Annotated in this window: 24 protein-coding genes; 16 read left to right on the forward strand and 8 right to left on the reverse strand. The window is 66.0% G+C overall.

Features of this window, described 5'->3' with window-relative positions:
• Positions 1–131: 131 nt before the first annotated feature.
• Genes JQ633_RS24490 through JQ633_RS24500 form a run of 3 tightly spaced genes read left to right on the forward strand, consistent with a single transcriptional unit; the run spans position 132 to position 3,227 of the window.
• Positions 132–761, forward strand: a complete 630-nt coding sequence (locus JQ633_RS24490) for a shikimate kinase (protein WP_211987658.1) — start codon at positions 132–134, stop codon at positions 759–761.
• On the forward strand, positions 758–1,900 hold the full coding sequence (aroB, locus tag JQ633_RS24495; RefSeq protein WP_211987659.1) for a 3-dehydroquinate synthase: 1,143 nt from the start codon (positions 758–760) through the stop codon (positions 1,898–1,900). Before JQ633_RS24490 ends, aroB begins: the two co-directional genes overlap by 4 nt.
• 16 nt (positions 1,901–1,916) lie before the next feature.
• Entirely contained in the window at positions 1,917–3,227 is a 1,311-nt protein-coding gene (locus JQ633_RS24500; RefSeq protein ID WP_211987660.1) for an HlyC/CorC family transporter, read from the forward strand.
• A 150-nt stretch (positions 3,228–3,377) separates the two neighbouring features.
• On the opposite strand, the gene JQ633_RS24505 is transcribed toward JQ633_RS24500, so the two are convergent.
• Both JQ633_RS24505 and JQ633_RS24510 read right to left on the reverse strand, forming a co-directional pair.
• On the reverse strand, positions 3,378–3,812 hold the full coding sequence (locus JQ633_RS24505; protein ID WP_249159620.1) for a hypothetical protein: 435 nt from the start codon (positions 3,810–3,812) through the stop codon (positions 3,378–3,380).
• A gap of 143 nt (positions 3,813–3,955) precedes the next feature.
• Entirely contained in the window at positions 3,956–4,231 is a 276-nt protein-coding gene (locus JQ633_RS24510) for a BolA family protein (protein WP_211987662.1), read from the reverse strand.
• A 109-nt stretch (positions 4,232–4,340) separates the two neighbouring features.
• Here JQ633_RS24510 and JQ633_RS24515 point away from each other — a divergent pair, with 109 nt between their 5' ends.
• Positions 4,341–4,982, forward strand: a complete 642-nt coding sequence (locus JQ633_RS24515; RefSeq protein ID WP_211987663.1) for a J domain-containing protein — start codon at positions 4,341–4,343, stop codon at positions 4,980–4,982.
• Positions 4,983–5,112: 130 nt separating this feature from the next.
• Here the strand turns inward: JQ633_RS24515 and JQ633_RS24520 are convergent, their stop codons facing one another.
• Positions 5,113–6,207, reverse strand: a complete 1,095-nt coding sequence (locus JQ633_RS24520) for a citrate synthase/methylcitrate synthase (RefSeq protein ID WP_211987664.1) — start codon at positions 6,205–6,207, stop codon at positions 5,113–5,115.
• Between the two features lie 79 nt (positions 6,208–6,286).
• On the opposite strand from JQ633_RS24520, the gene JQ633_RS24525 reads away from it, so the two are divergent.
• Complete coding sequence (locus JQ633_RS24525) at positions 6,287–7,510, forward strand: citrate synthase family protein (RefSeq protein WP_211987665.1); 1,224 nt, start codon at positions 6,287–6,289, stop codon at positions 7,508–7,510.
• A 3-nt stretch (positions 7,511–7,513) separates the two neighbouring features.
• Here JQ633_RS24525 and JQ633_RS24530 read toward each other — a convergent pair whose 3' ends face one another.
• Positions 7,514–8,176: a DedA family protein gene (locus JQ633_RS24530; RefSeq protein WP_211987666.1), complete on the reverse strand. Its 663-nt coding sequence runs from the start codon at positions 8,174–8,176 to the stop codon at positions 7,514–7,516.
• A 293-nt stretch (positions 8,177–8,469) separates the two neighbouring features.
• Here JQ633_RS24530 and cobS point away from each other — a divergent pair, with 293 nt between their 5' ends.
• The 7 genes from cobS (at position 8,470) to JQ633_RS24565 (ending at position 16,117) form a co-directional block, all read left to right on the forward strand.
• Positions 8,470–9,468: a cobaltochelatase subunit CobS gene (cobS, locus tag JQ633_RS24535; protein ID WP_211987667.1), complete on the forward strand. Its 999-nt coding sequence runs from the start codon at positions 8,470–8,472 to the stop codon at positions 9,466–9,468.
• A 3-nt stretch (positions 9,469–9,471) separates the two neighbouring features.
• On the forward strand, positions 9,472–9,882 hold the full coding sequence (locus JQ633_RS24540; RefSeq protein ID WP_211987668.1) for a GNAT family N-acetyltransferase: 411 nt from the start codon (positions 9,472–9,474) through the stop codon (positions 9,880–9,882).
• A complete protein-coding gene (gene cobT, locus JQ633_RS24545; RefSeq protein WP_211987669.1) occupies positions 9,879–11,777 on the forward strand; it encodes a cobaltochelatase subunit CobT in 1,899 nt (632 codons plus the stop codon). Before JQ633_RS24540 ends, cobT begins: the two co-directional genes overlap by 4 nt.
• A 3-nt stretch (positions 11,778–11,780) precedes the next feature.
• Positions 11,781–12,872 (forward strand): esterase-like activity of phytase family protein, encoded by a 1,092-nt coding sequence (locus JQ633_RS24550; RefSeq protein WP_249159621.1) that lies wholly within the window; start codon positions 11,781–11,783, stop codon positions 12,870–12,872.
• 53 nt (positions 12,873–12,925) lie between these two features.
• Complete coding sequence (locus JQ633_RS24555) at positions 12,926–13,627, forward strand: hypothetical protein (protein ID WP_211987670.1); 702 nt, start codon at positions 12,926–12,928, stop codon at positions 13,625–13,627.
• Positions 13,628–13,687: 60 nt separating this feature from the next.
• Positions 13,688–14,800, forward strand: a complete 1,113-nt coding sequence (locus JQ633_RS24560) for an NADH:flavin oxidoreductase/NADH oxidase (protein WP_211987671.1) — start codon at positions 13,688–13,690, stop codon at positions 14,798–14,800.
• Between the two features lie 216 nt (positions 14,801–15,016).
• Positions 15,017–16,117 carry an LLM class flavin-dependent oxidoreductase gene (locus JQ633_RS24565; protein ID WP_211987672.1) on the forward strand — a complete coding sequence of 367 codons (1,101 nt, stop codon included), beginning with the start codon at positions 15,017–15,019 and terminating at the stop codon, positions 16,115–16,117.
• A 250-nt stretch (positions 16,118–16,367) separates the two neighbouring features.
• On the opposite strand, the gene JQ633_RS24570 is transcribed toward JQ633_RS24565, so the two are convergent.
• Positions 16,368–18,050 carry a phospholipase D-like domain-containing protein gene (locus JQ633_RS24570; RefSeq protein WP_211987673.1) on the reverse strand — a complete coding sequence of 561 codons (1,683 nt, stop codon included), beginning with the start codon at positions 18,048–18,050 and terminating at the stop codon, positions 16,368–16,370.
• Positions 18,051–18,319: 269 nt separating this feature from the next.
• Between JQ633_RS24570 and JQ633_RS24575 the strand changes: the two genes are divergently transcribed.
• Positions 18,320–18,739, forward strand: a complete 420-nt coding sequence (locus JQ633_RS24575) for a hypothetical protein (protein WP_211987674.1) — start codon at positions 18,320–18,322, stop codon at positions 18,737–18,739.
• A 3-nt stretch (positions 18,740–18,742) separates the two neighbouring features.
• Here the strand turns inward: JQ633_RS24575 and JQ633_RS24580 are convergent, their stop codons facing one another.
• Entirely contained in the window at positions 18,743–19,360 is a 618-nt protein-coding gene (locus tag JQ633_RS24580) for a TetR/AcrR family transcriptional regulator (protein WP_211987675.1), read from the reverse strand.
• Positions 19,361–19,412: 52 nt separating this feature from the next.
• On the opposite strand from JQ633_RS24580, the gene JQ633_RS24585 reads away from it, so the two are divergent.
• The 3 genes from JQ633_RS24585 (at position 19,413) to JQ633_RS24595 (ending at position 24,449) form a co-directional block, all read left to right on the forward strand.
• Positions 19,413–19,670: a hypothetical protein gene (locus JQ633_RS24585; protein ID WP_211987676.1), complete on the forward strand. Its 258-nt coding sequence runs from the start codon at positions 19,413–19,415 to the stop codon at positions 19,668–19,670.
• Between the two features lie 293 nt (positions 19,671–19,963).
• On the forward strand, positions 19,964–23,416 hold the full coding sequence (locus JQ633_RS24590) for an acyl-[ACP]--phospholipid O-acyltransferase (protein WP_211987677.1): 3,453 nt from the start codon (positions 19,964–19,966) through the stop codon (positions 23,414–23,416).
• Positions 23,417–23,486: 70 nt separating this feature from the next.
• On the forward strand, positions 23,487–24,449 hold the full coding sequence (locus JQ633_RS24595) for an alpha/beta hydrolase (RefSeq protein ID WP_211987678.1): 963 nt from the start codon (positions 23,487–23,489) through the stop codon (positions 24,447–24,449).
• A 176-nt stretch (positions 24,450–24,625) separates the two neighbouring features.
• On the opposite strand, the gene JQ633_RS24600 is transcribed toward JQ633_RS24595, so the two are convergent.
• Positions 24,626–25,831, reverse strand: a complete 1,206-nt coding sequence (locus JQ633_RS24600; protein WP_211987679.1) for an ABC transporter substrate-binding protein — start codon at positions 25,829–25,831, stop codon at positions 24,626–24,628.
• 311 nt (positions 25,832–26,142) lie between these two features.
• Entirely contained in the window at positions 26,143–26,367 is a 225-nt protein-coding gene (locus JQ633_RS24605; protein WP_211987680.1) for a hypothetical protein, read from the reverse strand.
• Between the last annotated feature and the right edge of the window lie 40 nt (positions 26,368–26,407).

Consider the following 26,407-nt stretch of genomic DNA (forward strand, 5'->3'; position numbering starts at 1 on the left):
GCGGCGAATTAAGCAATGAAATCATCCAACATGTTCCCCGCGCCGTTGCAAGAGTCGCTGGTAACGGTATCGCCGGGGGTAGTATAGGTGGCTCGAATCCCGACAATTCGTCCCGTGACCTGAGCTTTTTGATGTCCGACGCAGTACCGGCACCGACCCAGGCGACCCTTGAGGCCGAGATCGCGGCCGCGCTGGGGCCGCGGTCGATCGTGCTGGTCGGCATGATGGGCGCCGGCAAGTCCACCATCGGCCGGCGGATCGCCGCGCGGCTGCGGCTGGCCTTCACCGACGCCGACACCGAGATCGAGGCTGCGGCAGGCATGACGATCCCCGAGATTTTCGAGACCCATGGCGAGCCGTACTTCCGCGACGGCGAGGCACGGGTGATCGCCCGCATCCTCGACAATGGTCCGGTCGTGCTGGCGACCGGCGGCGGCGCCTTCATGCGCGAGGAGACCAGGCGCCGGATCGGCGAGCGGGCGGTGTCGATCTGGCTCAAGGCCGATACCGACGTCATCATGCGCCGGGTCCGCCGCCGCGCGGACCGGCCGCTGCTGCACACACCGGATCCCGAGGCGACGGTCAATCGCCTGCTCAGCGAGCGCGAACCGGTCTACGCCAATGCCGACCTCACGGTCGCCTCGCGCGACGTGCCGCACGACCGCATCGTCGACGAATGCCTGGAAGCCCTGCATGCGCATCTGTGCGGCGCACGGCCGGCCGTCGAGCCACCTGCTGATGGAATGAACACGACCTCATGACTGCGCCTTTGAAACACTCCGCCTCCGTTATCGTCGACGTCGCGCTCGGCGACCGCGCCTATGACATCGTGATCGGCCGCGACGTGCTTGCCTCGCTCGGAGAACGAATAGCGGCGCTGCGGCCCGGCGTGCGTACCGCGATCGTGACTGACCGCACGGTTGCCAAGTACTGGCTGGAGCCGGCCGAGGCGTCGCTCGCCGCCGCCGGCATCCCGACCTCACGGATCATCGTTGAGGAGGGTGAGGGCTCGAAGAGCTACGCCACCCTGACCGAGGTCAGCGAGGCGCTGATCGCCGCGAAGATCGAGCGCAACGATTTCGTGATCGCGCTCGGCGGCGGCGTGGTCGGCGATCTCGCCGGCTTCGCGGCGGCGATCCTGCGCCGCGGCGTCGATTTCGTGCAGGTGCCGACCTCGCTGTTGGCGCAGGTCGATTCCTCGGTCGGCGGCAAGACCGGCATCAACTCGCCGCAGGGCAAGAATTTGATCGGCGCGTTCCACCAGCCGTTGCTGGTGATCGCCGACACCTCGGTGCTCGACACGCTGTCGCCGCGCCAGTTCCGCGCCGGTTATGCCGAGGTCGCGAAGTACGGCATCCTCGGCGACGAGGCGTTCTTCGCCTGGCTGGAAAAGAATCACGCCGATCTGTTCTCGGGCGGCGCGGCGCGCGAGCACGCGATCGCCACCTCTTGCCGCGCCAAGGCCGGGGTCGTCTCCCGCGACGAGCGCGAGACCGGCGAGCGTGCTTTGCTCAATCTCGGCCACACCTTCGGCCATGCGCTTGAAGCCGCGACCGGCTTCTCCGACCGCCTGTTCCATGGCGAGGGCGTCTCGGTCGGCATGGTGCTCGCGGCGGAGTTTTCTGCGCAGCTCGGCATGATCTCGCCTGACGATGCGGCGCGCATCGCGCGTCACCTGTCCGCGGTCGGACTGCCGACGCGGCTGCAGGACATCGCCGGCTTCAGGCAGGAAGGTCTTGCCGACGCCGACGCGTTGCTGGCGCTGATGGCGCAGGACAAGAAGGTCAAGCGCGGCAAGCTCACCTTCATCCTGCTGGAGGCCGTCGGGCGCGCCGTGATCGCCAATAATGTCGAGCCGTCTTTGGTGCGCGACTTCATGCAAGCCAAGTTGAAGGCCTAAACCACGGATCAACTCAGTGGGCTGGTTCACCTTCTCGATCGTGCTGCTCTGTCTGTTCGTCTCCGCGTTCTTCGCGGCGAGCGAAACCGCGCTGACCGGCGCTTCGCGCGCCAGCATGCTGCGGCTGTCGAAGCAGGGTAACAGTGACGCCGGCATCGTCTCGCGGCTGATCAGCATGCGCGAGCGCATGATCGGCGCGCTGCTGCTCGGCAACAACATCGCCAATATCGGCGCCTCGGCGCTGGCGACCGGCGTCTTCACCGCCTGGTTCGGCGACGTCGGCGTGCTCTACGCCACCGCGGTCATGACCGTGATGGTCGTGGTGTTCGCCGAGGTGCTGCCCAAAACCATAGCGATCAACGCGCCGGACCGCATCTCGCTGCTGGTCGCGCGGCCGATGCGGCTGACGATCCTGCTGCTCGGGCCGCTGCTTGCTATCATCGAGGCGATCGTGCTGGCGCTGATGAAGCTGCTCGGCATCAAGGTCGGCGCTCATCAAGCGGTACTGTCGCCGACCGAGCGCCTGCGCGGCGCGGTCGACCTGCTGCATCACGAAGGCAAGGTCGAGAAGCAGGACCGCGACATGCTCGGCGGCCTGCTGGATTTGCGCGAGCTGCAGGTCTCCGACGTGATGGTCCACCGCACCGAGATGACCATGGTCAATGCCGACCTGCCGCCGGAGGAGCTGGTGCGCGAGGTGCTGGCGAGCGAATACACCCGCATCCCGCTGTGGCGCGAGAAGCCGGAGAACATCATCGGCGTGCTGCACGCCAAGGATCTGCTGCGCGCGATGCGCACAAACGAGGGCGACATGTCCTCGATCGATGCATCGTCGATCGCGCTGCCGCCGTGGTTCGTGCCGGAAATGCGCCCGGTCTCCGAGCAGCTCAAGGCGTTCCGCCGCCGCAAGACCCACTTCGCTCTCGTGGTCGACGAGTATGGCGAGGTCGAGGGCATGGTGACGCTGGAGGACATCCTGGAGGAGATCGTCGGTGACATCTCCGACGAGCATGACGTCGTCGTCGCCGGCGTGCGCGCCCAGCCGGACGGCTCGGTCGTGGTCGACGGCTCGGTGCCGATCCGCGATCTCAACCGCGCAATGGACTGGCGTCTGCCGGACGAGGAGGCGACCACGGTCGCCGGCCTCGTGATCCACGAGGCGCGCTCGATCCCCGAGCGCGGCCAGAGCTTCACCTTCCACGGCTTCCGCTTCCGCGTCCTCCGCCGCGAACGCAACCGCATCACCGCGCTGCGCATCGTCGCGGTGCCGCGCGAGGCGGGCGAGTCCGATGAGAAGAAGCCGAAGCGGGCGGGAACGGCGTTCTAGCTCGAGCCGACAAGCGCAAGCTTGTCCCGTCACCCTGAGGTGCGAGCGGAGCGAGCCTCGAAGCGTCGACGGCCCGGCTGTGGCCGTGCATCCTTCGAGGCTCGCAAGGGCTCGCGCCTCAGGATGACGGGTTTGGCTGTTGCGCGAGCGCTACTCGATATCGATCGAGATGCCCGAAAGCTTCCACGCGCCTTCGGAGGGCACGAAGCCGAGCTGATACTTCACCTGCTTGGGCGAGGTGTCGAAATGGCCCTTCAGGCGCAACACGCCCTTGTCGTCGATCCTGGCGTCTTCGTCGGCGATGATCGGCCTGGCGACGACGGCGTCGAACACCGCGTGCTTGTCGACCAGGTCCTTGAAAATCGCCTGCAGCTTGTCCGGCGGAAACTGGTCGCGGAACGGCTTTGAGATCTTGGCGTGGAACACGGTGAAATTGTTGGCGGCCACCGCGTCGTTGAGCGAGACCAGGATGCTCTTGATCAAGACCTCCTGGACGAACGGGCTCGGCATGTCGAGCGCGGAAGCCGGGCGCATCGCGCAGATCAGGACGATGCCCGCAACGGCTGCAATCGACCGCAAGCGCATCCAGCAAGGGATCATCAATGGCCCCTTCGAGATCGATGGCGATGCGATCCGTCACGTGCCTGCCCGGCCGTCGAGCAGACCATCGCCGCGAGTATCGATCATTGATAGATCAAAACCGCGGCGGCGTCCCGGGGCGTGCCGGACTAGCGCGGCTTTTCCCCCGGGGCGTGCGGATGGAGCGCCAGCGCGTGCACCGAGCCGGCAAGTTCCGCCGCCAGCGTCGCATTTATCATGCGATGGCGTTCGATCCGGCTCTTCCCTTCGAAGGCCGGCGACACAATATATACTCGGAAATGCGTCTCCCCGCCTGGCCTGTGGCCGGCGTGGCCCTCATGCAGATGTGACTCATCGATCACGTCGAGGCTTTCCGGCAAGAAAGCTTCACGCAACTTGTTTATGATAGCGTCTTTGGTGCTCATGGCGGCGGAGTTAGGTTCGCGGCAGCTTTTCGTCAATGGTGCAAGCGGGGAACGAGGTCTGCGCAATGTCAAGACTTGAAGATTTGTGCATTGCGTAGTCAAAGACATCATGCCGATCGATTCATCCAAATTCTTCGACTCCATTCGCATCAAGCCGACCAAGGTGAGTGCGAAGCGCCAGGCGCAGGCCGGCGAGCAGGCGATCGCCTGCGAGTGGGCGGGATGCCAGAACAAGGGCGCGCACCGCGCCCCGAAAGGCCGTGAGAATTCGCGTGATTATTGGCACTTCTGCCTCGATCACGTCCGCGAATACAATCAGTCGTATAACTTCTTCCAGGGCATGAATCCGGAAGACGTCGCGCGCTATCAGAAGGACGCGCTGACCGGCCATCGCCCGACCTGGAAGATGGGCGCCAACAGCGGCAAGAAGGACGAAGGCGGGTTCGACGCCGCGCACGATCCGTTCCACATGTTCTCCGAGCTCAACGGCCGCGGCCGCTGGCGGCCCGGCCCGGGCGGCGCGGAGCAGGCCAAGCCCGAGACGCGCAAGGTGATGAACGCCGAGCGTAAGGCGCTGCAGGTGATGGGCCTTGGCGCCGGCGCAACGTTGGAAGACGTCAAGTCGAAGTACAAGGCGCTGGTCAAGCAGCACCATCCCGACGCCAATGGCGGCGACCGCTCGACCGAGGACCGCCTGATCGAGATCATCAAGGCGTATAATTATCTGAAGACCGTGGTGCGCGAGGCCTGAGCCCTCGCTGTCGAATTTTCATTCAGCCTGTAGCCCGGATGGAGCGCAGCGCAATCCGGGGCCGCTCCATCCGCGATAGACTGTCCCGGATTTCGCTTCGCTTCATCCGGGCTACAAGGCCGTCAACCGCTCAGCCCTTCGGCATCGCGCCAGCGTAGGACGAACTCGGGCGGATCAATCGCCCGGTGCGCCGATGCTCGAGGGCGTGCGCGGTCCAGCCGGCAGCGCGGGCGACGGCGAAGATCGGCGTGAAGGCCTGCCGCGGGATTTGCAGCGCATCGAGCAGGATCGCGGTGAAGAACTCGACATTGGTCTCGAGCGGCCGCTCCGGGTTCTTCTTGCGCAGGGCCTGGCGGATATAGGCCTCGACCTCGCCGGCGAACGGCAAATCGGCGCCGTCAGCGGCCAGCCGCTCGATCGCAACCTTCAGCACGTCGGCGCGCGGGTCGCGCACGCGGTAGACGCGATGACCGAACCCCATCAGCCGCTCGCCGCGCGCCAGCGCGTCGTCGACCCACGGCTTGATCCGCTCGCGCGCACCGATCGCGTCCAGCATCTCCAGCACCGGCTCCGGTGCGCCGCCATGCAGCGGGCCGGTCAGCGCGCAATAGCCGCCGGTGATCGCCGCGAACAGGTCGGCCTGGGTCGAGGCGATCACCCGTGTGGTGAAGGTCGAGGCGTTCATGCCGTGGTCGCAGACGGTGACGAGATAGGCATCGAGCGCGGTGGCCTCGCGCGGCGCGACCTTGCGGCCGAGCAGCATGCGCAGCGTGTCGGTGGCGTGGCCGACATTCGGGTCGGGTGCGATCGGATCGCCGCCCCGGGCGCGCTGCACCAAGGCGCCGGCGATCACCGGGAAGGCGCCGACGATGGTTGCCTCGTGCTCCAGCCCGCTCTCGCCGCGCAGGCCTGCGATCGCGGCGCGAAAGCCGTCGACGATCGACATGCCGCGGGTCGCCGGCAGCAGGTCCGGCAGGCGGGCGAAGGCGCGCTCGCGGGCGGCGCCCAGACTGGCGCGGACATTGGCCTCATTCAGCGTCTTGCCGGTGGCGCCGTTCCACAAGCGCGCGGTGACGCCCTCGAAGCTGGATTTGCCGGCGAGGTTGGCGACGTGCTCGCCGGCGATGATCAACTCGCCGCGCTCGCCGTCGACATGGCTCAACACGGTCTCGGCGGCGGGGACGCCGTCCAGACCGATCTGGCTCTTTGTGAGATGCATATTCATGGCCCGATCTCCTTTGCTTCACGCAGCAATAAGGTCGGGCCTCTCGACGCATTGATCAATCTTGATTATATAAATCAATATGAAAAAATCCGCCGAGCTTTACCTCTCCGCCCGGGAAGCCGCCGCCGAGCTCGCGATCTCGCCGGCGACGCTCTACGCCTATGTCAGCCGCGGGCTGATCCGCTCCGAGCCGTCGCCGGATTCGCGCAGCCACCGCTACCGGGCCGAGGACATCAGGGGATTGAAGGAGCGCCGCGTGCCGTCGCCGGAGCCGCGCGGCTTCCGCAATTTCGACGCCGACCTGCCGGTAATGGATTCGGCGATCGCGACCATCACCGAGCAGGGCCCGATCTATCGCGGCGTGAACTGCGTCGACCTCGCCGAGCGCGACACGCTGGAGCACACCGCGACGCTGCTGTGGGACGTCACCGACGTCGATCCGTTCGCGCCGGACAATTGCCCGCATGTCTCGGACGAGATGCGCGCGATCGCGGACGCCGCACGGCGCGCGCAGCCGATCGAGCGGACGGTCGCGGTGCTGGCGCTCGCCTCCAGCGCCGATCCCGGCGCCTTCACCCGCGCGCACGATGGCCGCGCGATGGTCGGCGGCCGGATCCTGCGCCTGCTGGTCGCGACCATGCTGAACGCGGCACCATCGGCCGCGCCGCTGCATGAGCAGGTCGCGAGGGTCTGGACGCCCGACAACAAGCACGCGCCGGATCTGATCCGCCGCGCGCTGGTGCTGCTCGCCGATCACGAGCTCAACGCCTCGACCTTCACGGCGCGCTGCGCCGCGTCGACCGGCCTCAATCTCTATGACGCCGTGATCGCCGGCCTCGTCGCGTTGAAGGGGCCGATGCATGGCGGCGCCGGCGTGCTCGCCTCGCGCCTGGTCAAGACCATGGTCGACAACGACGTCGCCCCCGTGATCCGCGAGCGCGTCGCGCTCGGCGAGCGTTTTGCGGGGTTTGGCCACGGCGTCTACAAGAAGGGCGATCCGCGCGCGATGTCGTTGCTCGAGGCGCTGACGCGCGCCGGCGCGCCTCGAAAGTTTACGAGAGAGGTGCCGGAGCGGATCGCGGAGGCGACCGGCGAACTGGTCAACATCGATTATGCGCTGGCGGTGCTGGTGCACGCGCTGCGGATGCCGGCGGGAAGCGAGCTTGCGCTGTTCGCGATGGCCCGCAGCGTCGGCTGGATCGCCCATGCCAGCGAACAGCTCCAGCTCGGCAAGCTGATCCGGCCCCGCGCGCGCTATGTCGGCCCGGCGCCCGGGCGAGGCGGCACGACGAACAGTCTTTAGCGGCTACTTCGCTGACTTGGCCGGCTCGATCATGCGGCCGCCGTGGCGGCGGCGGATGGTCCAGATCGCGAGCGCCAGGACGACGGCGCCGCCCGCTACTGCGAACATCCACAGATGCTTGCCGACATGCTCGTGGTGCGGCAGCCCGGCATAGTCGTGCAGCGCGGTGACCGCGAGCACGCCGGGCAGCACATGCGCCGGCGCCCAGAGCAGGATCGCGGGGATGTTGACGGCGTAGAAGCGTAGCGGCGGCATGTCGAGCGCGCCCGCCGTGATCGGCACGAAGGCGCGGATCGGCGGCACGAAGCGGGCGAAGAACACCGCGAAGATGCCCCAGCGGTTGAAGAAGGCCTCGCTCTGCTCGACCACGCGCGGATAGTTGGAGAGCGGCCAGGCCGACAGGATCTCGCGCTGGCTGCGGTAGCCGATCAGATAGGCGGTGCCGTCGCCGATCAGCGCGCCGGCCGCAGCGGAAGCGAGCACCGGCCACAGCTTCAGCTCGCCGCCCGGCACCAGCGCGCTGAGCGCCAGGATGATGGTCGAGCCCGGCACCAGCGAGCCGACCACCGGGACGGCTTCCAGCAGGGCGGCGAGAAACAGCGTCAGATAGGCGAGCCAGGCATGGGCCGAAACGAATGCGATGAATGGGTCAAGGAAAGAAGTCACAAAAATCCCTTGCTGCGGCACTGGGCCGTGGTGCTGAGAGCTAACAAACCCCGGTGCAGCCGAAAAGTGCCCGGCCGGGCGGTCCCTTGCCCTGCGGTAAAAGTACGGCGTGATTTGCAGGGCAGCCTTCCAAAAACGGCTTTCCGCCACTATCTTTATGATACAACAACGGAACTTTGATTTCCCCGCGGGCTTCTGCCGGCTGATGCTCTCTGCTAGGCTTGTGCGAAGCACCCAATCCGCAGCCAAACGATTAATCTGGTTTCGGGAATGCCCGGGACCTCGGAGGATGAATGACGACCGCCGTCCAGACCAAAGAGCAACAACCCGTCGGTTTGCCCGACATGAAGGTGTCGGTTCGGCAGGTCTTCGGGATCGATAGCGACCTGGAAGTTCCGGCCTATTCCGAAGTCGATCCGCACGTGCCGGAGGTCGACAGCGACTATCGCTTCGACCGCGCCACCACGCTTGCGATCCTCGCCGGCTTCGCCAAGAACCGCCGCGTGATGGTCACCGGCTATCACGGCACCGGCAAGTCGACCCATATCGAGCAGGTCGCGGCCCGCCTCAACTGGCCCTGTGTGCGCGTCAACCTCGACAGCCACATCAGCCGTATCGACCTCGTCGGCAAGGATGCGATCGTGGTCAAGGAAGGCAAGCAGGTCACCGAATTCCGCGACGGCATCCTGCCCTGGGCGCTGCAGCACAACATCGCGCTGGTGTTCGACGAATACGACGCCGGCCGCCCGGATGTGATGTTCGTGATCCAGCGCGTGCTGGAAGTCTCCGGCCGCCTGACGCTGCTGGACCAGAACAAGGTGATCAAGCCGCATCCGGCGTTCCGACTGTTCTCGACCGCCAACACGGTCGGCCTCGGCGATACCTCGGGCCTCTATCACGGCACCCAGCAGATCAACCAGGGCCAGATGGACCGCTGGTCGATCGTCACCACGCTGAACTACCTCGCCCATGACGAGGAAGTGGAGATCGTGCTGGCCAAGGCGAAGCACTACCGGACGTCGGAAGGCAAGGACATCGTCAACAAGATGGTGCGGCTTGCCGATCTGACCCGCAACGCCTTCGCCAATGGCGACCTGTCGACGGTGATGAGCCCGCGCACGGTGATCACCTGGGCCGAGAATGCCGACATCTTCAACGACATCGGGTTCGCCTTCCGCGTCACCTTCCTCAACAAGTGCGACGAGCTGGAGCGGCCGCTGGTCGCCGAGTTCTACCAGCGCTGCTTCAACGTCGAGCTGCCGGAATCCTCGGTCAACGTGGCGCTCAGCTAGTCCATGCCGAAAATCTCCGTCGAGCGCACAGTCACACAGACGAAAAAAGCGGTGCTCGGCGGATTGCTCCGCTACAACAACGAGAAGATGGGGAAGCAGAAGTACAAGCGCTTCGCCATCTCCTTGCGACAAGGCGACGAGATTGTCGGCGGCATCGTCGGCGAAGTCTGGACCGCGGTGTTGTTCATTCAGTTGTTCTGGCTGGAGCAGAAGTTTCGCAAGAAGGGTTTCGGTGCGAAGCTGATCAAGGCGATCGAGGACGAGGCGCGGCGCTTCGGAGCGACGCGTTCCTATCTGGATACGATGAGCTTCCAGGCGCCGGGCTTCTACCGCGCCAACGGGTATAAAGAGTTCGGTTCGATTGAGGGGTATCCCGGCGGCGTTACGCGCCATTGGTTTACGAAATCGCTATGACAACCTCCAACATCAAGTTTCGTCCGGGTTCGAAGGAAGCGCCGACCGAGCCGTTCAAGCGCTCGGTCAGTGCGTGCCTGAAGGCAATCGCCAAGAAGCCCGAGCTCGAGGTCAGCTTCGCCGCCGAGCGACCGGGGCTTGCGCCCGGCAAGGCGCGGCTGCCGGAGCCGGCGCGCAAGATGACCAAGCGCGATGCAGCGATCGTGCGCGGCCACGCCGATTCGATCGCGCTGAAGATCGCCTGTCACGATCCCAAGGTGCATCGCAAGCTGATGCCGGGCAATCCGCAGGCGCGCGGCGTGTTCGAGGCGGTCGAGCAGGCGCGGGTCGAGGCGATCGGCTCGCGGCGCATGGCGGGGGTGGCGAAGAACCTCACCGCGATGCTCGACGATCATTTCCACCGCGGCAAGTATGACGAGATCACCGACCGCGCCGACGCACCGCTCTCTGACGCGCTGGCGATGCTGGTGCGCGAGCGCCTCACCGGCATGGCGCCGCCGGCGGCCGCCAAGAAGATGGTCGATCTCTGGCGCCCGCTGCTGGAGGACAAGATCGGCACGCGGCTCGACAAGTTGAGCCGCTTCACCGAGGACCAGGCCAAGTTCGGCGACCTCGTCCATGATCTGCTGTCGGCGCTCGACCTCGGCGACGAGCGCGACATGGATTCCGACGATGACGAGGATCAGGACGAGAACCAGGACGGCGAGAGCGATCAGTCCGGTGCCGAGGGCTCGCCCGATTCCGACGCCGCGCAGGAGATGAGTGCCGATCAGGCGCAGCAGACCGCGGACGAAATGAGCGAAAGCGCGATGGAGAGCGCGCAGGCCTCCACGTCAGACACTTTCGACGACGGCGAGCTCGGCGACGACGAGACGCCGGGCGAGGCGACGCGGCCGAATTCGCGCGGACAGAACGAGCCGCGCGGTCCGGAATATCACGCCTTCGCGCCGAAGTTCGACGAGGTGATCGCGGCCGAGGATCTCTGCGACCATGACGAGCTGGAGCGGCTGCGTTCCTATCTCGACAAGCAGCTCGCGCATCTGCAGGGCATCGTGGCGCGGCTCGCCAACCGCCTGCAGCGCCGGCTGATGGCGCAGCAGAATCGCGCCTGGGAGTTCGATCTGGAAGAGGGCATCCTCGATCCGGCGCGGCTGTCGCGCGTGGTCACCGATCCCTATCACCCGCTGTCCTTCATGCATGAGAAGGAGGCGACCTTCCGCGACACCGTGGTGACGCTGCTGCTCGACAACTCCGGCTCGATGCGCGGCCGCCCGATCACGGTCGCCGCCACCTGCGCCGACATCCTGGCGCGCACGCTGGAGCGTTGCGGCGTCAAGGTCGAGATCCTCGGCTTCACCACCCGCGCCTGGAAGGGCGGGCAGTCGCGCGAGGCGTGGCTCGCCGCCGGCAAGCCGGCCAATCCGGGCCGTCTCAACGACCTGCGCCACATCATCTACAAGTCGGCCGACGCGCCGTGGCGGCGTGCACGGAAGAATCTCGGCCTGATGATGCGCGAGGGTCTCCTGAAGGAGAACATCGACGGCGAGGCGCTGGACTGGGCGCACAAGCGCTTGCTGGCGCGTCCCGAGCAGCGCCGCATCCTGATGATGATCTCGGACGGCGCGCCCGTCGACGACTCCACGCTGTCGGTCAATCCCGGCAATTATCTCGAGCGGCACCTGCGCCACATCATCGATGAGATCGAGACCCGCTCGCCGGTCGAGCTGATCGCGATCGGCATCGGCCATGACGTGACGCGCTATTATCGCCGCGCCGTCACCATCGTGGACGCCGAAGAACTCGGCGGCGCCATCACCGAAAAGCTCGCGGAACTGTTCAGCGAGACCCACGGCGCGGCGCCTGCAGCGGGCACCCGGCGCCGCCTCCACTCGTGAGACATGGTCCGACATCCTAGCCGCCGCCGTTTCCTTCAGGGTATGGCGGCGGGGCTGTCGGCCGCCGCACTGCCGTCTCTTGTTGATGGCGATCTGGCGCAGGCGCAGAGCGCGGTCGATCCGCCGCCGCGATCGGCCGCCAAGTCCAACCCCTATCGCGTCAACGAGCCGGTCGCGGTCGAAGTCAAGGCGCGGCCGTTGCCGTCGTTCGACATCCGCGATCGCGCACGAACGCGGTTCGGTTCACTGGAATATCGCAGCGGCCTGATCCTGACGTCGCCGTTCCCCGGCTTCGGGGGCCTGTCGGGGCTGCGGCTCGATGTCAAGGGCGAGCGCTTCATCGCGGTCAGCGACCAGGGCACCTGGTTCACCGGCCGTATCGTCTATGACGGCCGGATCATGGTCGGGCTTGCCGATGTCGAGGCCGCTCCGCTGCTCGCCGCCGACGGCAGGCCGATCACCGCGACCCGCGGCTGGTACGATTCGGAATCGATCGCGCTCGACGGTTCGCTGGTCTATGTCGGGCTCGAACGCGTCAACCAGCTGCTGCGCTACGATTTTGCCAAAGGCTTCACCCGCTCGCGCGGCGAGGTGGTGCCGTTGCCGCCGGCGGCGCGCAAGCTGCCCTCGAACAAGGGCCTCGAGGCGCTGGTCTTCGTGCCAAAGCCGTTTCCGCTTGCCGGCACGCTGATCGCGTTCTCCGAGCGCGGGCTCGATCCGACCGGCAATCTGATTGCGTTTCTGGTTGGCGGCAAGACGCCGGGCCAGTTCGGCGTGCACCGCACCGAGAATTTCGACATCAGCGATGCCGTGTTGCTGCCGTCGGGCGATGTCCTGATCCTGGAGCGGAAGTTCTCCTGGTTAGGCGGCGTCGGCATTCGTATCCGGCGCATTCCGCTGGCGCAGATCGCACCCGGCGCGCTGGTCGATGGCCCCGTGATCTTCAAGGCCGACCTCGGCAACGAGATCGACAACATGGAAGGCATCGACGCTACCGTGACGCCGGAAGGCGAGACCGTGCTGACGCTGATCTCCGACGACAATTTCTCCCTGATCCAGCGCAATCTGCTGCTGCAGTTCACGCTGGTGGAGTAAGCCGGCCTGCCAGCGCATTCGAACCGAATGTTCGGCCGGCTCGACCAACGGCCATGCAGCTCCGTCATGCCATCTCCATCCTCGTTGCCGCCTTCGTCGCCTGCGCCGCCAGCCCGGCGGGCGCGACGGCCGAGTATGACTATGGCGCGGATGAATACGTCATCATCGACGGCGGGCTTTCGCGGGACACCAAGATCTCGCTCGCGGCGCATGCCGATAGCGGCGGCGGCAATTTCCATGTCTGGCTGATGGCCGAGCCCGCGCATCGCAGGATCGCGATGCTCGACGCGATCGGCGACGACAACAATCTCGATACCAAGGCCAATGCCTATCATGCCGAATGGTCGCCGGATTCACGCCACGTCGCGGTCTGGTTCCGCCGCGACCGGCATGAGCTGCAACTCAATCTCTACAGCATCGACAAGGATCGTCCGCACCTCATCGCAGGCTCGAGCCTGTTCAGGGACGTGACCGGGCGCGATCTCGGCAATGGCGACGATATCCGCCGCAGCATCCCTTCGGTCGAATGGCGGTCGGCGAAGCGCTTCGTGCTGCGCGAGCGCATGCTGCTGATGACTGCGGATGCCGGCTTCGCCCGCCGGCTCGGCCGCTTTGCTCGCATCGCCGAGCGGCATGACGGCGGCCGGTTTCTGGTGGAATTCTCGGCCGAGGCCGATTGCGTGCTGGCGGTGGGCCACCGTTACCGCATTGCTGATCTGCGCCCGGGCCCGTTCAGCGACGCCGACGGTTGGTGATCGCGCGCGCCGGCTCTATCTTAACCGGGCCCCTTTCCTCCGGTCCGGATATTTCCCCGTATGAGCACCCTGTTTTCTCCGATCGAACTGCGTGGCCTGAAACTGCCAAACCGCATCATGGTCTCGCCGATGTGCCAGTATTCGGCCGATGGCGGCTCGGCCACCGACTGGCACTTCACCCACATCAACATGCTGGCGCTGTCGGGCGCGGCGATGTTCTGCATCGAGGCCACCCATGTCGAGGATATCGGACGGATCACGCCGGGCTGCCTCGGCCTCTACAACGACGCCAACGAGGCCGCGCTCAAGCCGATCCTGGCCTCGGTGCGCAAGCATTCCAACGCGGCGGTGGCGATGCAGCTCGCCCATGCCGGCCGCAAGGCCTCGAGCAACCGTCCCTGGGACGGCGGCCAGCTGATCCCGATTGCGGAAGGCGGCTGGCAGACCGTGGCGCCGTCGGCCGTGCCGCACAAGGACGGCGAGGCCGCGCCGACGGCGCTCGATGATGCGGGCCTGAAGCGCATCCTTGAGGCGTTTGTCGCGGCGGCGAAGCGCGCCGACCGGCTCGGCATCGACGCGATCGAGCTGCACGGCGCGCACGGCTACCTGTTGCACCAGTTCCTGTCGCCGATCGCCAACAAGCGGACCGACCGCTATGGCGGGTCGCTCGAAAACCGGATGCGCTTTCCGCTGGAGGTGTTCGACGCAGTGCGCGCCGTATTCCCGGATCGCAAACCGATCGGCATGCGGGTGTCGGCGACCGACTGGGTCGAGGGCGCCTGGGATCTCGCGCAGACCGTCGAATTCGCCAAGGAGCTGAAGAAGCGCGGCGTCGACTGGATGGATGTCTCCTCGGGCGGCGTCTCGCCTCTGCAGAAGATTCCGCTCGGGCCTGGCTATCAGGTGCCGGCGGCGCAGGCAGTGAGGGAGGCGACCGGCGTCACCACGATGGCGGTCGGTCTGATTACAGAGGCGAAGCAGGCGGAAGAAATCGTCTCGTCCGGCAAGGCCGACATGGTCGCGCTGGCCCGCGGCATGCTCTACGACCCGCGCTGGGGCTGGCACGCCGCCGCCGAACTCGGCGGCGAGGTGGCCGCGCCGCCGCAATACTGGCGCTCGCAGCCGTCGACGCAGAAGGCGCTGTTCGGCAAGACCACGTTCGGGGCGCGCTGAACCACGACCGGCTGCTTGTAGCCCGGATGGAGCGCAGCGAAATCCGGGGCCGCGATCTCCACGGATGCACTGTCCCGGATTGCGCTTCGCTCCATCCGGGCTACGCAGCATTGTCCGGGGCGGGTCGCGCGGAAAGCCATTGTTCCGCCGCGACCAACGCAGCTACTGTTCGATCGCGTGCGCAAGACACGCATCGAACAAGGTGAGAGGAAACCCATGGAACTCGGATACTTCGCGATGCCGTCGCATCCGCCGGAGTGCGGATTGAAAGAGGGCCACGATTGGGACCTGCAGGTGCTGCGCTGGCTGGATGAGCTCGGCTATCAGGAAGCCTGGATCGGCGAGCACCACACCGCGCCGTGGGAGCCGCATCCGTCGCCCGACCTGTTGATCGCGCAGGCGCTGCTGCAGACCAAAAATCTGCGCATCGGGCCCGGCGGCTTCCTGCTGCCGTATCATCACCCCGCCGAACTGGCCAACCGCGTCGCGGTGCTCGATCACCTCTCGAACGGGCGCTTGAACTTCGGCGTCGCCGCCTCGGGCCTGCCGAGCGACTGGGCGATGTTCAATGTCGACGGCATGAGCGGTCAGAACCGCGACATGACCCGCGAGGCGCTCGAGATCATCCTGAAGATGTGGACGGAGCCGGCGCCGTGGACCCACAAGGGCAAGTTCTGGACGGTGACCAAGCCGGACACCATGTTCGATTTCCTCAAACCCCACCTCAAGCCGCTACAGGGCCCGCATCCGCCGATCGGCGTCGCGGGACTGTCGAAGAACTCCGACACGCTGAAGCTCGCCGGCGAGCGCGGCTTCATCCCGATGAGCCTCAACCTCAACCCGGCCTATGTCGGCAGCCATTGGGATTCCGTCGAAGCCGGAGCCGCGAAGACCGGCCGTACGCCGAGCCGCAAGGATTGGCGGATGGTGCGCGAGGTGTTCGTCGCCGATACCGACGAGGAAGCCTGGAGGCTCTCGACCGGCGACATGATGGGCCGGATGATGGGGGAATACTTCCTGCCGCTGCTCGGCCATTTCGGCTTCAAGGACTATCTGAAGGCAACGCCCGACGTGCCGGACAGCGACGTCACCGTCGAATATTGCGCGCGCCACAACTGGATCGTCGGCTCGCCCGCAACCGTCGTCGAGAAGATCGAAAAGATCTACCGCGAGGTCGGCGGCTTCGGCGTGCTCTTGGTGTTCGGCTTCGACTACAAGCACAAGCCCGAGGCCTGGCACAATTCGCTGCGGCTCCTGAAGCAGGAAGTGCTGCCGAAGCTGAAGCATCTCGACGCCTCGGCCGGACGCGCGGCGTAAGTGAGGGAGAACGCGGGGCGGCAATTCATGCTTGTCCCCGCGCTTTTCTTTAACCGTCATCCTGAGGCGCGAGCGGAGCGAGCCGGGGATTGGCAACATCTCTCCACGCGTCGTCCCGGCGAAAGCCGGGACCCATAACCACAGGGTCAGGTTATCGAAACGAGCTGTGGCCCAAGCGTTGCGCAGCAATGACCTTCGGTGGTTATGGGTCCCGGCTTTCGCCGGGACGACACCGTGGATGGTCCGGCGCTCACGTCGTACCGAGCCAGAACTGCGTCTCGGTCTTGGCCCAGCCCTTGCCGATGCGCTTGCTCAGCCAGTCGTCGTTGCGCTTGAGGCCCTTGTCCTCTTGGCCTTCCGTCGTGTTGCGCCAGGCCTGCCAGCGGTACTGGCCGTAGATGCTGACGATGCGAGCGGCATAGGTCAGCGCCAGCTGTGAATCGCCGCGGATGATGACGAGATTGTCGTCGTTCTTGGTGCTGGCGCGGTCGCTGAAATTGTGCGAGCCGGTCATCACCACCGGGTTCTTGCCCGCAGGATCCAGCACGATCACCTTGCTGTGCACGGCGATCATGAACTTGCCGGTGTTCTTGATCTCGCGCTGCCACCAGTCCGCGGTCTTGTCGATCCCCGCGGGCCGGATCACGTCGACGATCTGCTTGCCCGTGAACACCTGCTGCTGCCCGTCGCTGGTCAAAAGCTGCAGCTGATCCTTCGGGCTGTCCTTGCCCTGCGCCGGAAAATTGTTCAGCACGCCGCGCACATAGAGATTCTTGTCCTGCGCTTTCTGCAGGAATGGACCGAGCAGGCCGTTGTTGCCGGGATTGAGCATCAGGCACACCGCGCCATGCTCGGCGTCCTCGATCAGCTTGGTCGCTTCGGCAAGATCGCCGCTTTTGGTAGTCGGCGTGAACCAGATGCTGACCTTGGATTGGCCGATGCTGAACGGCCATTCCTTGTCGCCGGCCACGGCCAGCGCCTTCGGCGATGTGTCGCCATCGGCGTGGATCATCGTCCAATGCTCGTGAAATGCCGCGGCGATATTGTCGTCGGTGATCTCGAGCCCGTTGTTGTTCTGGGTGCAGAGCCCGGTGCGGGTCCAGTTGGTGCTGCCGGTCCACACTACCTTCGGCTTCTGGGCGCCGTCGCAGAACACCGCGAACTTGTTGTGCGCATAGCGGCTCGGCGCGATCTTGCGGCGGACGATGTCGACGCCCGCCTGCTTCAGCACGCCGGCATTGGTCTCGGTGTCCTCCGCGGTGGCGTCGGATTTTCCGGTGCTGTTGCCGAGCACGACATGCGCCTTGCCTTTCAGCGCCTTCAGTGCCGCGATCAGTTCGGGATCGTTGAGCTCGTAGAGCGCGAGATAGACGTCATGCTTGCTCGCTTTGGCCTCGGCCAGCAGCGCGAGCAGCCGTGCGCCGAGCTGCCCCGTGAGGAAGTCGCGGATCTTGTTGCCCTTGGTGGAGATCGCCTTGTCCAGGGTCTGCGCCGGCTTGGGGTCGCCGCCGATTGCGCGTGCCAGCCATTGCGCCGAGATGGTGCCGCGGTTGAACCACGGTTTCAGCGGGCCCGAAGGCATCGCGGAGACGTAATCGGTCCATTCCGAGGGCGCGCCGGCGGCCGGCTTCACCTTGGTGGCTCCATCCTTGAGCACGGCAACCACGCCGTAGCGCACCGGCGCGTCGACCGGTGCGAGGAAGTCGGTCCAGCTGGTCTTCTGCACCGGCCATTCGGTGCTCGGCCGATGCTCGCCGTCGGTGTGGCCCTCGGCCTGGTCCTCGAAGCCGACCCAGGTATCGACCACCTTCGCACTCTTGCCCTTCGGCTGGCGGTAGAGCGCAAAGCCGAGGCAATCCGGAATCATCGCCGGTACGTCCCAGACCACGAAGATGCCGTCGGTGGTCGGAAACGCCTGGATCCTGGAAATCATGGGTGATGCTCCAATCGGGTGGGAGACGTAGCGGACCAGCATGAACGGCGCGTGGCGCGATTGGTGCCGCTCATGCCGCAATCTCCAGCAGGAGAAGTATGGCAGGTGGCGTACAACCAGGACTATCGGTTGGTTCACACATTTGCAGCTGTGCGGCTGCGCGCCGAAGTCGCGCTCATGTGAGCCGATCCTGCTTTAAAGACCCGGCAAAACGGCCTAGCCTTCGCTTTGGGGGGCGGATCGGTGCGGCAGATCGATGAGGGCGCACGATGCGGGCTCGCGTCAGAAAATTTGCCCATGTCCTGGAGCGCGTCGGCCTTTCCATGGCAGGCGCCGCAAGCGGCCTGTTCGTGGCCATCCATGTCGGCTCGAGCGTCGCGGCGCTGACCTCGCAGGCCTTCCTGCTGATCATGATGCTGGGCGGTGCGATCGGCTTCTATCTCGGCATCGATACGCCGCCGAAGCTGTTCCACCCGAAGGACTCCGCCTCGACCCGCAAGATCGACGCGGCCGAGCTGCTCAGCGCGATCGGCACCTTCCTGGCGACGCTGGTCGCATTCTTCTCGGTCGGCGTCATCGTGCTGCGCACCGAGCCGGACTTCAGCTGGACCGCGGCGATCATGTCGGGCTGGGTGCTCGGCGTCGCCATGCAGATCGTCGCCGGCACCATCGCGCGCAGCCGCGCCTGACCATTAGCCGCGCGGCACGCCGAGGCCCGCCAGATGCGTGTCGATGAATTGCGCAAGCCGCTCGCGCAGCCGCTCCGGCGGTACCGCGACCATGCGCTCCTCGAGGCCAAGCGAGATGATGCCGTGCACCGCGGAGAACATCATCCGCGACAGCAGCGCGACATCGCTCGCGTCGCGGTCGGGCAACAGCCGCACCAGCGGCGCATGCATCAGCGCGAACGCCTCCATCACCATGGCGAGGATGTCTTCCGGAAACGGCCGGTCGTCCTCCATCCGGTGCTCGAACAGCGAGCGCAGCAGATTGGCGCGCTCGGTGGCGAAGCCGAGATAGGCATCGGCAAGGCCGTGCAGCTGGCGGACCGGGTCGTCGGCCGGAACGGCCCGCAGCCGGGCGGTGAGCGCCTGAACCGTCTCCCGGTTCACCGTCAGGATCAGCCCGTCGAAGTCGCCGAACTCGTTATAGACGCTGCCGATGGAACATTCGGCGGCCTCGGCGACATCGCGAACCTTCAACGATCTCAGTCCCTTAGTCGCGATTAAGCGACGCCCGATCTCGATCAGCAGGACCCGCCGCGCAATCTTTTTTCGGTCGCGTCGCGATTCATCTTGAACATTGTTCATTTTCGAGCTACTAACTTGAGCGTTGCTCAAACTGGCTTAGGAGGCCATTCACATGCAGACCCTAGCACTTCAGCCGACCACCACCTTCTTTGACTACGCGATCGACCTCGTGAAGGGCCTTGCCCGCTCGATCGTCGAGCTCGCGACCGCCCCGATCGAGCGGATCGCCCGCGCCAGCGACGTCGCCGGCGTGCTGGAGCAGCGGCGCGCCACCCGGCGCGCCTCGCGCCCCGCGGCATCCGGCGGCGGCCGCTGCAACCAGCGCAACTGCCTGATGTCGCCGTTCGGCGGCCTCAGCGAACTGACCTGAGGGCCGGGCGGACCACCCGGGAATTGTCGTCGAATCCTCAACAAAGCACTCACCATGTCCCGCCTTTGTCGAACGCCGCGTCAGCCGGTCCCGGGCCTGGATAAGGTCTCATACATCTCTGCCGGGCAATCTCGCGGCGCCCCGGTGCGGCTGATTTGCGCCGGTTCGAACCGATACGTGACGAAAAAGACTAAAGGCTGCGGCATCTCATTCATCTCATATCCCTCGCGATCTCCGGACGCGCCCGCTCGCAGATCCCTTAGCGCCGTGTGCGCGCACCCAAGGAAACGGTCATGATCAAGGAATTGATGTCGTCCCGCCGCTTCGCGCCGCTGTTCTGGGCGCAGTTCTGCTCGGCCCTGAACGACAACGTGCTGAAGAACGCACTGGTGATCATGCTGCTCTATGGCGTCGCCAACGAGAAGGGCCCGATGCTGGTGACCGTCGCGGGCGCGGTGTTCATCTTCCCGTTCTTCGTGCTGTCGGCGCTCGGCGGCGAGCTCGCCGACAAATACGTCAAGTCGGTGGTCGCGCGGCGCCTGAAGTTCTTCGAGATCTTTGCCGCGGCCTTCGCCGCCGCCGGCTTCTTCCTGCATTCGATCCCGCTGCTGTTCGTCGCGCTGGCGCTGTTCGGCACGGTCGCCGCGCTGTTCGGCCCGGTGAAATACGCCGTGCTGCCGGACCAGCTCTCGGTGTCCGAGCTCGCCACCGGCAACGCGCTGGTCGAGGGCGCGACCTTCATGGCGATCCTGATCGGCACCATCGCCGGCGGCCTGTTCGTCGCCGGCGCCAGCCACATGGGCTGGATCTGCGCCGCCGTGATCGGCCTGTCGGTGCTGTCCTGGGCGTTCGCGTCGCGCATCCCGGTGACGCAGCCGTCGGCACCGGATCTGCCGATCACCAAGAATCCGTGGACCTCGACCGTTCGGCTGCTGAAGTCGCTCTATGCCGAGCCGCGGCTGTGGGACGGCATGGTGATCGTGTCATGGTTCTGGATGGTCGGCGCGATCGTGCTGTCGCTGCTGCCCGCGCTGATCAAGGAAGGCGTCGGCGGCACCGAAGGCGTCGTGACGCTGTGCCTCGCCGTGTTCGCGATCGGCATCGCGGCCGGCTCGCTGTTTGCCGCCCAGCTCAGCCATGTCCGTCCCAATCTCGCGCTGGTGCCGATCGGCGCCATCGTGATGGGCGTGGTCGGGCTCGATCTCGCCTGGGCGATCGGCCACACCTCGCTCGGCAAGGACGTCAGCGCGGCGGCGTTCGCGACCTCGTTCGGCGGCTTCCGCATGCTGTTCGATTTCTTCCTGTTCGCCTTCGGCGGCGGCCTGTTCGTGGTGCCGTCCTTTGCCGCCGTGCAGGCCTGGACTGCGCCGTCCGAGCGCGCCCGCATCATCGCCGCCGGCAACATCCTGCAGGCGGGCTTCATGGTCGCCGGCGCGCTGCTTGTTGCGGGCCTGCAGTCCGCCGGACTTGCGATCGCCTGGATCTTCTTCGGCCTCGCGATCGCGAGCTTCGGCACGGTGTGGTTCGTGCTGAGCAAGTGGGGCAAGGAGGGCGTGCGCGATTTCGGCGCGCTGCTGTTCCGCGCACTGTTCCGCGTCGAGGTCCGCGGCATGGAGAACCTGCCGCCCGTCGGCACCCGCATGCTGATCGCGCCCAACCACGTCAGCCTGGTCGACGGTCCGCTGCTGCATGCCACGCTGCCGATCGATGCGAGCTTCGCGGTCGACACCGGCATCTCCAAGGCGTGGTGGGCCAAGCCGTTCCTGAAGATGATCAAGCACTACACGATGGACCCGTCGAAGCCGCTGGCGGCGCGCGACCTGATCAAGCTGGTCGCCGCCGGTGAGCCGGTCGTGATCTTCCCGGAAGGCCGCATCACGCTCTCGGGCTCGCTGATGAAGGTCTATGACGGCACCGCGATGATCGCCGACAAGGCCGATGCGGTGGTCGTGCCGGTCCGCATCGAGGGCGCGCAGCGCTCGCATCTCAGCTATCTCACCAATGGCGAGATCAAGCGCTCCTGGTTCCCCAAGGTGACGATCACCATTCTGCCGCCGGTGAAGCTGCCGGTCGACCAGGCGCTGCGCGGCAAGGCGCGCCGCAACGCCGCCGGCGCCGCGCTGCAGGACGTCATGATCGACGCCATGGTCAAGAACGGAATGCTCGACCAGACGCTGTTCGAGGGTCTCGGCCACGCCTATCGCGACCGCGACACCGGCAAGCCGATCATCGAGGACGCACTCGGCACCAAGCTGACCTATCGCAAGCTGATCCTCGGCGCCCAGGTGTTGAGCCGCAAGCTCGAGCAGGGGACTTCAGTCGGCGAATATGTCGGCGTGCTGCTGCCGAACTCGGCCGGCGTCGCCGTCGTGTTCATGGCGCTGCAGACCATCGGCCGCGTGCCGGCGATGCTCAATTTCTCGGCCGGTCCGGTCAACGTGGTGGCCGCGATGAAGGCGGCGCAGGTGAAGACCGTGCTGACCTCGAAGGCCTTCATCGAGAAGGGCAAGCTCGAGCGACTGGTCGCCGCGATCTCCGACCACGCCCGCGTGGTCTATCTCGAGGACGTTCGCGAAAGCATCAAGCTCGGCGACAAGATCGCCGGCTTCCGCGCCGGCATCGCGCCGCGCGTCGCCCGCAAGGCGAACGATCCCGCGGTGGTGCTGTTCACCTCGGGCTCGGAGGGCACGCCGAAGGGCGTCGTGCTGTCCCACCGCAACATCCTCGCCAACGCCGCGCAGGCGCTGGCGCGGGTCGACGCCAATGCGCGCGACAAGGTGTTCAACGTACTGCCGGTGTTCCACTCGTTCGGTCTGACGGGCGGCATGATGATGCCGATCCTCGGCGGCATCCCGATCTTCATGTATCCGTCGCCGCTGCATTACCGGATCGTGCCCGAGCTGATCTACCAGACCGGCGCCACCATCCTGTTCGGCACCGACACCTTCCTCACCGGCTACGCCCGCTCGGCGCATGCCTATGACTTCCGCACGCTGCGGCTCGTGATCGCCGGCGCGGAAGCGGTCAAGGAGCGCACCCGGCAGGTCTACATGGAGCGCTACGGCATCCGCATCCTCGAAGGCTATGGCGTCACCGAGACCGCGCCGGTGCTGGCGATGAACACGCCGATGGCCAACCGCCAGGGCACCGTCGGCCGCATCTCGCCGCTGATGGAATACCGCCTCGATCCGGTCCCCGGCATCGCCGAGGGCGGCCGCCTGTCGGTGAAGGGCCCGAACGTGATGCTCGGCTACCTCCGCGCGGAAAATCCCGGCGTGCTGGAGCCGCTCCCCGAGGGCTGGCACGACACCGGCGACATCGTCACGGTCGACGCGCAGGGCTTCATCGCCATCAAGGGCCGCGCCAAGCGCTTCGCCAAGATCGCCGGCGAAATGGTGTCGCTGTCGGCGGTGGAGGCGATGGCATCAGCGTTGTGGCCGCAGGCGATGTCGGTCGCGGTGACGCTGCCCGACCAGCGCAAGGGCGAGCGCGTCGTGCTGCTCACGACGCAGAAGGATGCCGACCGCGCCGCCATGCAGCGCCAGGCCAAGAGCATCGGCGCCTCCGAGCTTTCGGTGCCCGCCGACATCCGTGTCGTCGACAAGGTGCCGCTGCTCGGCACCGGCAAGACCGACTATGTCGGCGCCACCGTGCTGGCCAAGGAACTCGCCGAGCAATCGGCGGCCGCGCCGCAGGCTGAACCTGCGGACGAGGCCGACGCGGAGCCGCAGCAGCACGTCGCATGACGGACGGGTTGTGCTTTCCGGGAGCATGTTGTCAGATGGCTGGCAACTGCTCCCGAAAGAAAGCACCCTCATGCCGCTTCCCCTCGATCCTGTCGTCGCACAAATCATCCCGCTGCTGCCGCTGCGCGATCCCACCACCATGACGCCGCAGAGCGCGCGCGATTCGTTGCGCGCGCTCGCCGATGCGCGCGCCGCGGTGCCGCCGCCGCCAGTCGACCATGTCAGCAATATCGAGGTGAACGGCGGTGCCGGAAAGCGTCCCGCGCGGCTCTATCGCAACGGTAGCGGCAAGGCGCCGACGGTGATCTTCTTCCATGGCGGCGGCTGGGTCGCCGGCGATCTCGAAACCCATGATCGCCAGGCGCGCAACCTCGTGATCGAGACCGGCGCCGTCGTGATCTCGGTCGATTACCGCCGCCCGCCGGAGACGCGCTTTCCCGGCGCGTTCGAGGACGCGTTCGCGGCGATCCGCGACGTCACCAGCCGGATCGGCGAGTTCGGCGGCGACCTCGCGCGCATCGGCGTCGCCGGCGATTCCGCGGGCGGCAATCTCGCCGCCGTCACTGCGCTGGCCTGCCGTGACGCCGGGATCAAGCTTGCCGCCCAGCTCCTGGTCTATCCCGTCACCGACGTCGTCGGCAATTTCGCCGATGCGGCGGAGAATGCGAAATTCCCGTCGCGCGCGGAGAATGCCGAGGGCTACTTCCTGACGCGCGCGACGATGGAGTGGTTCTGCGGCCATTATCTCGCCGACAAGGCCGACGGCGCCGACTGGCGCGTCTCGCCGCTGCGCGCGACGTCTCTCGCCGGCGTCGCGCCGGCGGTGGTCACCACCGCCTGGTTCGATCCGCTGCGCGACGAGGGCCATGCCTACGCGAAGGCGCTGGAGGCGGCCGGCGTGCCGGTGACGTATCACACCGGCGAGGGCCTGATTCACGGCTATTTCGGCCTCGGCGATGCCTCCGAGACCGCGCGTGCCGAAGCGCAGCGCGCGCGGGCCGATTTCAAGGCGTTGCTGGTGAGGGGGATATAGCCACACCGTCGTCCCGGCGAAGGCCGGGACCCATAACCACAGGGTGCAGTTGTCGCGCGACGCTGTGGCCCCAGCTCGTGCCATCTCCACATCCTGGGGTAATGGGTCCCGGCCCCCGTGCGCAATTGCGCACTAGGCCGGGACGACGATGTTGGTAGTTCAGCGCTCAACAACTCTCAATCATTCCCGATCGTGTCGCCGAACAGCTTCCAGGTCTCGCCATCGAATTTCTGCAGCCGCATTGCCTCGACCGGGAAATAGTCGGTCGGCGAGGTCTTCAGCTTGATGCCGGGCAGGAACATCGGCAACGCGATGTCGAGGTTCGCCGCCTGCTTCATGATGTTCTCATGGGTGAGGTCGTCGCCGCACTGCTTGAGCACCTGCACCGTCGCCTCCGCCACCACGTAGCCGTAGACGATCAGCTGGTCCTGCTGGTTGCCGTCGGGAAAATACTTCTTCATGAAGTCCTGCCAGGCGATGACGTCCGGGTCCGCCTTCCACTGCGGATCGTTCGGATCCTTCAGCGAATAGGACGAGATGATGTCCTTCGAGTGCTCGAAGCCGGCGGGCTTCAGCACCGAGGAGACCGAGGTCGAGGTCGCCGCGAGGAAGAACAGGTCCGGCTTCCAGCCGATCTCGCCGATCTTCTTGATCGCCTGCGCCGCCTGTTTCGGGATCGCGTGCATGAACAGCACGTTGGCGCCAGATGATTTCAGCTTCACGATCTGGCTGTCGACGGTCGGATCGGTCGATTCATAGGTCGCTTCCGCCACCACCATCTTCGCGGTGTTCTCCGGCCCCAGCCCCTTCTTGAAGCCGTTGCCGTAATCCTTGCCGGCGTCATCGTTCTGGTAGAACAGCGCGATCTTGGCGTCCGGCTTCTGCGTCAGCACATACTTCGCATAGACTGCGGTCTCGGCCTGGTACGACGGCTGGAAGCCGATCGACCACGGATAATGTTGATAGTCGCCCCACAGCGTGGCGCCGGCGCCGACGAACAGCTGCGGCACTTTCTTGTCGTTGAGATATTTGCGCACGGCAAGGCCGGTCGGCGTGCCCAGCGGATTGAGGATCGCGGCAACTTCCTCCTGCTCGACCAGCTTGCGGGTCTGCTCCACCGTCTTCGGCGGCGAGTAGCCGTCGTCGAGCGTGATGAGGTTGATCTTGCGCCCGTTCACGCCGCCCTGGTCGTTGATCATCTTGAAATAGGCGGCCTGCGTCTTCGCGATCACGCTGTAGGCCGACGCCGCGCCGGAGAACGGCGAGGTCTGTCCGAGCTTGATCTCGGTGTCGCTGGCGCCCGTGCCGTATTTCTTCTCGGCGGCGTGCGCCTGCGTCGCAAGTGCGAGCACGGCTGCGGCGGTGATGGCCTTCCATGTCATCGTAAGAGCCTCCCTGTGGCGTTCTTGTTGTTGGGAGGCCGAGCTTAGCGACGTCGTGGGGGTGCGGCTTGCGGCGAGACGCCGGGGCAGGGATGCGAAATTGCTCGAGTGTGTGTGTGTGGTGATTGCCGTCGCGCGGAATGCTGCCGCTTACGTCACCTCGCCCCGCCTGTGGGGAGAGGTCGGATCGCATGAGCGTAGCGAAATGCGATCCGGGTGAGGGGGTACAGGTATCTCCGCGAACTACGCTCGTGGAGAGAGCCCCTCACCCCAACCCTCTCCCCGTGAAGAACGGGGAGAGGGGGAGTCTCTTACCGCACGCGGATGCTGCCCGTCGTGACCGGATCGGTCGGCAGCACGGTGGCGCCGGCGCGGCTGGCGGCGGCGGAGGTGATCATGCCGGTCTCGCCGACGGTCACGTTGCGGGGCGGATGGAATTCGAGGAGAAACAGCGCCGTCGTTGCCAGCACCGCCACAGCGGCGGCGGCGATCGCAGGCACCAGTCTTCCGCGCGGATCGGCTGCGCGAACTTGCATTATCGATATCCTTTATCGAGATCGTTCTTATGAGTTGATC

Source organism: Bradyrhizobium tropiciagri (assembly GCF_018130505.1).
Lineage (GTDB): Bacteria > Pseudomonadota > Alphaproteobacteria > Rhizobiales > Xanthobacteraceae > Bradyrhizobium > Bradyrhizobium tropiciagri_B.

Excerpts from the sequence above, each read along its gene's own strand:
- JQ633_RS24490 (WP_211987658.1), top strand. The coding sequence starts at position 132 with ATGTCCGACGCAGTACCGGCACCGACCCAGGCGACCCTTGAGGCCGAG.
- aroB (WP_211987659.1), top strand. The coding sequence starts at position 758 with ATGACTGCGCCTTTGAAACACTCCGCCTCCGTTATCGTCGACGTCGCG.
- JQ633_RS24505 (WP_249159620.1), bottom strand. The coding sequence starts at position 3,812 with ATGCGCTTGCGGTCGATTGCAGCCGTTGCGGGCATCGTCCTGATCTGC.
- JQ633_RS24510 (WP_211987662.1), bottom strand. The coding sequence starts at position 4,231 with ATGAGCACCAAAGACGCTATCATAAACAAGTTGCGTGAAGCTTTCTTG.
- JQ633_RS24515 (WP_211987663.1), top strand. The coding sequence starts at position 4,341 with ATGCCGATCGATTCATCCAAATTCTTCGACTCCATTCGCATCAAGCCG.
- JQ633_RS24520 (WP_211987664.1), bottom strand. The coding sequence starts at position 6,207 with ATGAATATGCATCTCACAAAGAGCCAGATCGGTCTGGACGGCGTCCCC.
- JQ633_RS24525 (WP_211987665.1), top strand. The coding sequence starts at position 6,287 with ATGAAAAAATCCGCCGAGCTTTACCTCTCCGCCCGGGAAGCCGCCGCC.
- cobS (WP_211987667.1), top strand. The coding sequence starts at position 8,470 with ATGACGACCGCCGTCCAGACCAAAGAGCAACAACCCGTCGGTTTGCCC.
- JQ633_RS24540 (WP_211987668.1), top strand. The coding sequence starts at position 9,472 with ATGCCGAAAATCTCCGTCGAGCGCACAGTCACACAGACGAAAAAAGCG.
- cobT (WP_211987669.1), top strand. The coding sequence starts at position 9,879 with ATGACAACCTCCAACATCAAGTTTCGTCCGGGTTCGAAGGAAGCGCCG.
- JQ633_RS24550 (WP_249159621.1), top strand. The coding sequence starts at position 11,781 with ATGGTCCGACATCCTAGCCGCCGCCGTTTCCTTCAGGGTATGGCGGCG.
- JQ633_RS24555 (WP_211987670.1), top strand. The coding sequence starts at position 12,926 with ATGCAGCTCCGTCATGCCATCTCCATCCTCGTTGCCGCCTTCGTCGCC.
- JQ633_RS24560 (WP_211987671.1), top strand. The coding sequence starts at position 13,688 with ATGAGCACCCTGTTTTCTCCGATCGAACTGCGTGGCCTGAAACTGCCA.
- JQ633_RS24565 (WP_211987672.1), top strand. The coding sequence starts at position 15,017 with ATGGAACTCGGATACTTCGCGATGCCGTCGCATCCGCCGGAGTGCGGA.
- JQ633_RS24570 (WP_211987673.1), bottom strand. The coding sequence starts at position 18,050 with ATGATTTCCAGGATCCAGGCGTTTCCGACCACCGACGGCATCTTCGTG.
- JQ633_RS24575 (WP_211987674.1), top strand. The coding sequence starts at position 18,320 with ATGCGGGCTCGCGTCAGAAAATTTGCCCATGTCCTGGAGCGCGTCGGC.
- JQ633_RS24580 (WP_211987675.1), bottom strand. The coding sequence starts at position 19,360 with ATGAACAATGTTCAAGATGAATCGCGACGCGACCGAAAAAAGATTGCG.
- JQ633_RS24585 (WP_211987676.1), top strand. The coding sequence starts at position 19,413 with ATGCAGACCCTAGCACTTCAGCCGACCACCACCTTCTTTGACTACGCG.
- JQ633_RS24590 (WP_211987677.1), top strand. The coding sequence starts at position 19,964 with ATGATCAAGGAATTGATGTCGTCCCGCCGCTTCGCGCCGCTGTTCTGG.
- JQ633_RS24595 (WP_211987678.1), top strand. The coding sequence starts at position 23,487 with ATGCCGCTTCCCCTCGATCCTGTCGTCGCACAAATCATCCCGCTGCTG.
- JQ633_RS24600 (WP_211987679.1), bottom strand. The coding sequence starts at position 25,831 with ATGACATGGAAGGCCATCACCGCCGCAGCCGTGCTCGCACTTGCGACG.
- JQ633_RS24605 (WP_211987680.1), bottom strand. The coding sequence starts at position 26,367 with ATGCAAGTTCGCGCAGCCGATCCGCGCGGAAGACTGGTGCCTGCGATC.